Source organism: Pontibacter pamirensis, assembly GCF_010015475.1.
Lineage (GTDB): Bacteria > Bacteroidota > Bacteroidia > Cytophagales > Hymenobacteraceae > Pontibacter > Pontibacter pamirensis.
In genome coordinates this window covers 1-5,933 of sequence record NZ_SSNI01000082.1, presented here as the reverse complement: position 1 = coordinate 5,933, position 5,933 = coordinate 1, and the positions used below count along the sequence as shown (strand labels likewise).

General features: G+C 42.6%; 4 protein-coding genes. 2 read left to right on the top strand and 2 right to left on the bottom strand.

Going from position 1 to position 5,933, the window contains the following annotated elements; all coding sequences use genetic code 11:
• Nucleotides 1–276 precede the first annotated feature (276 nt).
• Together E1919_RS26725 and E1919_RS26720 are read right to left on the bottom strand one after the other, a co-directional pair.
• On the bottom strand, nt 277–2,997 hold the full coding sequence (locus tag E1919_RS26725) for an MBG domain-containing protein (RefSeq protein ID WP_162056460.1): 2,721 nt from the start codon (nt 2,995–2,997) through the stop codon (nt 277–279).
• Entirely contained in the window at nt 2,988–3,833 is an 846-nt protein-coding gene (locus E1919_RS26720; RefSeq protein WP_162056459.1) for a hypothetical protein, read from the bottom strand. Before E1919_RS26720 ends, E1919_RS26725 begins: the two co-directional genes overlap by 10 nt.
• A 536-nt stretch (nt 3,834–4,369) precedes the next feature.
• On the opposite strand from E1919_RS26720, the gene E1919_RS26715 reads away from it, so the two are divergent.
• Both E1919_RS26715 and E1919_RS26710 read left to right on the top strand, forming a co-directional pair.
• Nucleotides 4,370–5,230: a DUF2911 domain-containing protein gene (locus tag E1919_RS26715; protein ID WP_162056458.1), complete on the top strand. Its 861-nt coding sequence runs from the start codon at nt 4,370–4,372 to the stop codon at nt 5,228–5,230.
• 192 nt (nt 5,231–5,422) lie between these two features.
• Entirely contained in the window at nt 5,423–5,725 is a 303-nt protein-coding gene (locus E1919_RS26710) for a GIY-YIG nuclease family protein (RefSeq protein WP_162056457.1), read from the top strand.
• Nucleotides 5,726–5,933 lie beyond the last annotated feature (208 nt).

Here is a 5,933-nt window from a genome sequence, read left to right as displayed (position 1 = left end):
CATTTAGGCTATGGCAGTGAGGACAGGTGGTCATATAAAATAAAGGTTTGGCGATCTCTATTTTATAACACCTGCTCCTTATTGCTAATTTCACAATATATCCATCCTTACTTTAAATACACTACCCTTTAAATACACTACCAGTTGCCGCCAGGAATCAACTTCTGCTGCAAATGCCTGCGATTTTGCTTTGTAATTAGCCTTAATTAAAGAGAAAGCGCCGGCACCCTCACGGGCACCGGCGCTTTCTCTTTAATTAAGGCTTAAGACTTGGTACTATCTTTTCAGCACCATTTTAATTGTCTGTACTCCTGAACTTGTTATTAGTCGGGCAAAGTACATTCCCTCCGGCATGTTGCGGCTTTCCAGCTCGTACTCATAAGTCTTGCCAGCCTCTGTCACGCCCATGTCTACTTTCTTCACCAGCGCACCTTTCACGTCATACACTTCCAGCGCAAAGCTTTCTTCTTTTAAGGAAGAGAAAGTGATGGTTGTTCTGTCGTTGTACGGGTTCGGGTAGTTCTGGAATTTAGTGGTAGGTTGCTCAAGTTCCGGCTTGTCAGTAGCAACAAGTTTGGTAGATGAGCCACCTTTCAAAGGCTGATGAATCATAATGTTACCACCAGTTATAAAATCTCCTGGTTCATTGTATTCTTCTACGTCAGATGCACCCACAACATTGTCATATACAAGTTTGTTTGCTGAATCCCAGATTCTAATTCTGAATTTATCAGCCTGAACTGGAGTTTTCTTATCACCATCAGTCACAACAACAGTAAACTTAAAGCCGTCGTAGCCATTTAAAGTACCCTCTCCCTTGTAAGTTGCTTTATCACTATTGATTACTAGACTGTTATTTTCTAATGACTTACTTTGGAACTTTAGGTTTCCCAAATTGAAGTAGAATCCTGTGTTTCCGTCTAGAACATTTTGCTTACCCTGTTGACTATATTTCGAAAGTATGGCATAAGAAGCTTTTCCTGATGCGTCTTGAACTAAATTGTAACTAGATACACGTATAGCACCTCTTTCAGAATTAATAGTACCTCCACCGGTTACAAAACCACCATTCAAATCAAACACTGGTACAAAAACGGATGCTGAAGTTTGCACTTGCCCCACTGCGTCTTTATACTGAAGAGAAACAGAATACATTCCAGAAGTACTTGGAGCGGCTGTTGAACCTGAAATTGTTTTGGTTGACTCATCTAAGCTACCAGTTGTACCTGGATTTGTATTAAAAATCCAAATCCAAACCGGATTGCTTATTATACCAGTATAATTCCCAGTTACAGAAATTGGCTTCAACACTTCAGTAGAGGCAACTTGATTCAATGTCACTACCGGAACTGCATAGATTTCAAGTGTACCCTCAACTCTTGGTATTTCAGCACCAGAAGAGTTCACCAACTTGTAATTTGTGTTGCTAAGAATGGCAACAACTGCATAAGTTCCAACTGCCGAAGGGGCAGTAGCAGAAGCCATACCTGTCACACCACCTACAACTGGAGCATAAGTAACATTTACTGCTAAACTAGCAGGCGCCGTAGTTACAGTAGCCGATTTAGCATGGCCATCAAACATATACTTAAGGTCGCTAAGAGCCAAAGTAGCAGTCGCCTTGTTGATTGTCACGGTAGCAGTTTTGCTGCTGCCAGTGTGGTTGGCGCCACCTTCATAAGTAGCCGTTACACTGTAAGTACCTGCATTGGTTGGGGCAGTTGCACTGGCTGTGTAAGTGGTTGCACCAGTTCCCACGTAGCTGTAAGTGATGCCTTCAGTTGTGTTCAGGCCACCAGCACCAGTTGCTGTAGCAGAAGCAGCGTGAGCATTGCCGTTGTAAGTAGCCGTTACATCACTCATTGCTACTGTAGAAGAAGCCTTGCTGATGCTCAGCGTGCCGCTTACAGCAGTAGCCGTGTAGTTGGCGTTGTCCAGGGAAGCAGCAGCGTCATAATCACCGAAGTTAGTACCAGAACCACTTACAGTCACACCAGCTAAACCTGCTGGAGTTGTAGTAGCGGTAGCTGACTTCAACGTGCCATCGTACGTGTGCGTCAGGTTACCCAGCGCCAGTGTAGCAGTCGCCTTGTTGATTGTCACGGTAGCAGTTTTGCTGCTGCCAGTGTGGTTGGCGCCACCTTCATAAGTAGCCGTTACACTGTAAGTACCTGCATTGGTTGGGGCAGTTGCACTGGCTGTGTAAGTGGTTGCACCAGTTCCCACGTAGCTGTAAGTGATGCCTTCAGTTGTGTTCAGGCCACCAGCACCAGTTGCTGTAGCAGAAGCAGCGTGAGCATTGCCGTTGTAAGTAGCCGTTACATCACTCATTGCTACTGTAGAAGAAGCCTTGCTGATGCTCAGCGTGCCGCTTACAGCAGTAGCCGTGTAGTTGGCGTTGTCCAGGGAAGCAGCAGCGTCGTAATCACCGAAGTTAGTACCAGAGCCGCTTACAGTCACACCAGTTAAACCTGCTGGAGTTGTAGTAGCAGTAGCCGACTTCAACGTGCCATCGTACACATGCTCCAGGTTGCCCAGCGCCAACGTAGCTGTCGCCTTGTTTATTGTGAAGCTCTTGCTGTCAGTAGAAGTAAGGTGGTTAGAGCTCTCAGCATAAGTAGCCGTTGCAGTATAAGTACCTGCAGCGGTAGGCGCTGTAGTTGAATAAGCATAAACGGTTGGGACAACACCTGCATAAGAAACAGTTACTGACGCATCTAATCCACCTGCTCCTGTTACTCTGGCAGAACCTGCTTTTGGTGAACCATTATAAGTTGCATTGCTCACACTTACTACTGTTGTGGTAGGGGCTTTAGATACAGTTACTGTTTTGCTATTGTCGCTTACTCCCGAGAAAATAGTAGTAGCAGTGTATGCATAAGTAATAGTATATGGAGAAGATGCTACTGCTAAAGAGCCAGTAGAAAAGCTAGATGAAAATCCACCTGTTGAACCAATAGTGGCACTTTGAGTAACACCATTTAAAGTTATTGACACGCTACCTGTAGGTACTCCGTTTGTACTAGAATTTCACCTGAAAGGGTGGTAGAAGTAGTGCCGTATGTTAACGTGGGGGATGAAAGGCTAGAAAAATAGGTAGTTGCCGAAGCAGAATTTACGGTTAAAGTGGCCGTTCCGTCAGAATTATTATACGATCCACTATTAGGCTTTGTGTACTTAGCAGATATACCATCAATATAAGTTCCTGGAGCTATAGTACTTGGAACATTAGTTGATAATGTTGCTACACCGTTACTATTTGTTACTGCCGAACCAACTGAAATGTTTCTAAGTGAAAAGTTGACAGTCATACCAGGTACTCCATTTCCATTTCCTACGCCAGAACTACCACCGCTTCCATTTTGGTTTTGTACAAGCTTTGCAGTAAGGATAATTGCACCACCTTGATTTCCTGTTGAGGGGTTAACAGTCAAATCTGTATTTAAAGCATCTGTAAAATAAGTAAATGCTTCACGACCAGTTTGCTTACCAACAACATGTACATCAAATGCAACACCAAGATGTCGATCTTCAATCTGGTATTTTATTGTCCAATTACCATTTGCGTCAACCGCTATACCATGGTAATCATGCTGATGTTCTGCATGATATGCAGGTGTTTCTTTAAAGTGTACATCCACAAAGTTGTCACCAGCCCAGCCGGTACCGGTGATAATAGCTACTTCACCTGGAGCATAATCATCCTTATCAGATGTTACCGTTTGCGCTTGCAAACCAAAGGCAGAAAGCAGGAAGAACACTAAGACCAGCAGCCCCCGCTGGAGATTTTGGTGATCCCGCACGTGTTGATTGTGTAAAAGTTTTACATTCATGTGTTAGTTGAAAAAGTGTAGGTTGGGAATGGTGAAAAAAATACACAGCACTGCCTTCACCAGGGCGAAAAGCTGTGGCACATAGCGGAGATGCAATTGTCCTAAGGTCTACCTGGAAACCGCCGGGACTACATTTCTAATGATTGAAGATGAATTGATAGATTTGAAGATGCTGTTGGCTAATAATAGTAACTCAACTTCTTGTTCGTTTTAATAGTTCAAATTTACGTTAGCATTATACAATTAACCTAAACATTTGTTGCATTTTTTTCTATTTAAAATCCGTAAAGTTATATATATAATTGTTGGCTAATTTTCACACACTGGATTCTCACTTGTAACATATTGATTTTCAAGCTTTTAATATTCATATGATAACTATACTCCAACTGATGTTAAGCTCAGGGTGGGTAGCTCATGAAAATATTATTTTAGTATCTTTGCGTTGCATCTTTCTAGACCTGTATAAATTGCGTTTACTCTGGCATAATTTTTTCTCATAGTCAGGCAAAAGCGGTTTTTTTAAATTTTATACCATGAATAAGCATCTGTTTTGTCTGCTGTTATTTCTTCTTATTTGCACCTATACTGCCTCAGCCCAGGTGGTGCTACCCCAGGCCAGTCCGGCGGCTATGGTGAAACAGACGATTGGCTTAACTGATATCACAGTAAATTATCACGCGCCAAGTGTGAAAGGCAGAAAAATATTCGGGGATTTGGTGCCTTACGGTTCTCTCTGGCGCGCTGGTGCCAACGAGGCGACGCTTATCACCTTCACCGATGACCTGTTCCTGAACCAGGAGCGTGTACCTGCCGGTACTTATTCTTTCTTTATTTTCCCGCAGAGCGATTCCTTGTGGCAAGTGGTTCTGAATAAAGATACTGGCCTGTGGGGACTGGAAGGTTACAATGAATTGGACGATGTGGCTTATCTGCAGGTAAAGCCAAAGAAAAATACTTTTACGGAAACGATGCAATTCTCCTTCTCTGACCTCAGTGCCAACAAAGGAAAACTGAACCTGATGTGGGAGAACATGAAAGTGACGTTGAATGTTGAGACGGAAGTAGAAAAGAAAGCATTAGCCAATATAAACGAAGCACTTGCTAAAGCTGCTCCAGACGACTGGTATATCTGGGCGCAAAGTGCCGAATACATGCTCCCACGCAAGGAGCACCATGAGAAAGCTTTAGAGTGGGTAAACAAATCCATAGCTATTAAAGACAACTTCTTCAATAACTGGATCAAAGCAAAGCTATACGCTTACAACAGTGAGTACCAAATGGCTTCTTCGTTGTCGGCTAAGGCTATTAAATTAGGTACCACAGAGCCTGAAAGTTATAAAGAGTACGCCAGTCAGATTGAAAGAGCTTATAATGAGTGGAAGAAGCGGAAGTAAAGGATAAATTGTAAAGCAAAAGGGGGAGCTACTGTTAATGTAGCTCCCCCTTTTGCTTTACAGTATATTTATATTGTCATTTCGAACGCAGTGAGAAATCTGCTATATTTCATGACTCTGTAATAACTCAGATCTCTCGCTTTGCTCGAGATGACAGTGCGAAGGGGAGCTCACAATTAAATATAAGCTTATATGGCATCACACAACTACTTTATCTACATCACAACAAATCCAAAAAAGACGACACTTTATATTGGTATGACAAATGATCTAGTTCGACGGCTTGAAGAACATGCTTCCAATGCAGGCAATCCCTCTACTTTCGCTGGTTTATACCAATGCAACAACTTGGTGTTTTATGAGCGGTTTAAAGATGTTGACCATGCCATTGAACGAGAGAAAGAAGTCAAGAAATGGAGCCGTGCTAAAAAAGAGAAGCTTATCAGCAGCTTTAATTCTGAGTGGAGGTTCTTAAATGAGGATGTGCAGGAGTAGCTTCAGTTTTTTTTTGGACATCTCGAGCAAAGCGAGAGATCTGAGTTATTAAGGGGTCATGCAATAACTCAGATTTCTCATTGCATTCGAAATGAACTGTGTTTAAAAGCAATATTTTGCTTATGATTTTTCCATGTAATACTCTCCTTTGGTAGCGATGGCAAAAGCCTGCTTTATGAGTTTGTTTGCCACAGCTATAAGTGCCAGC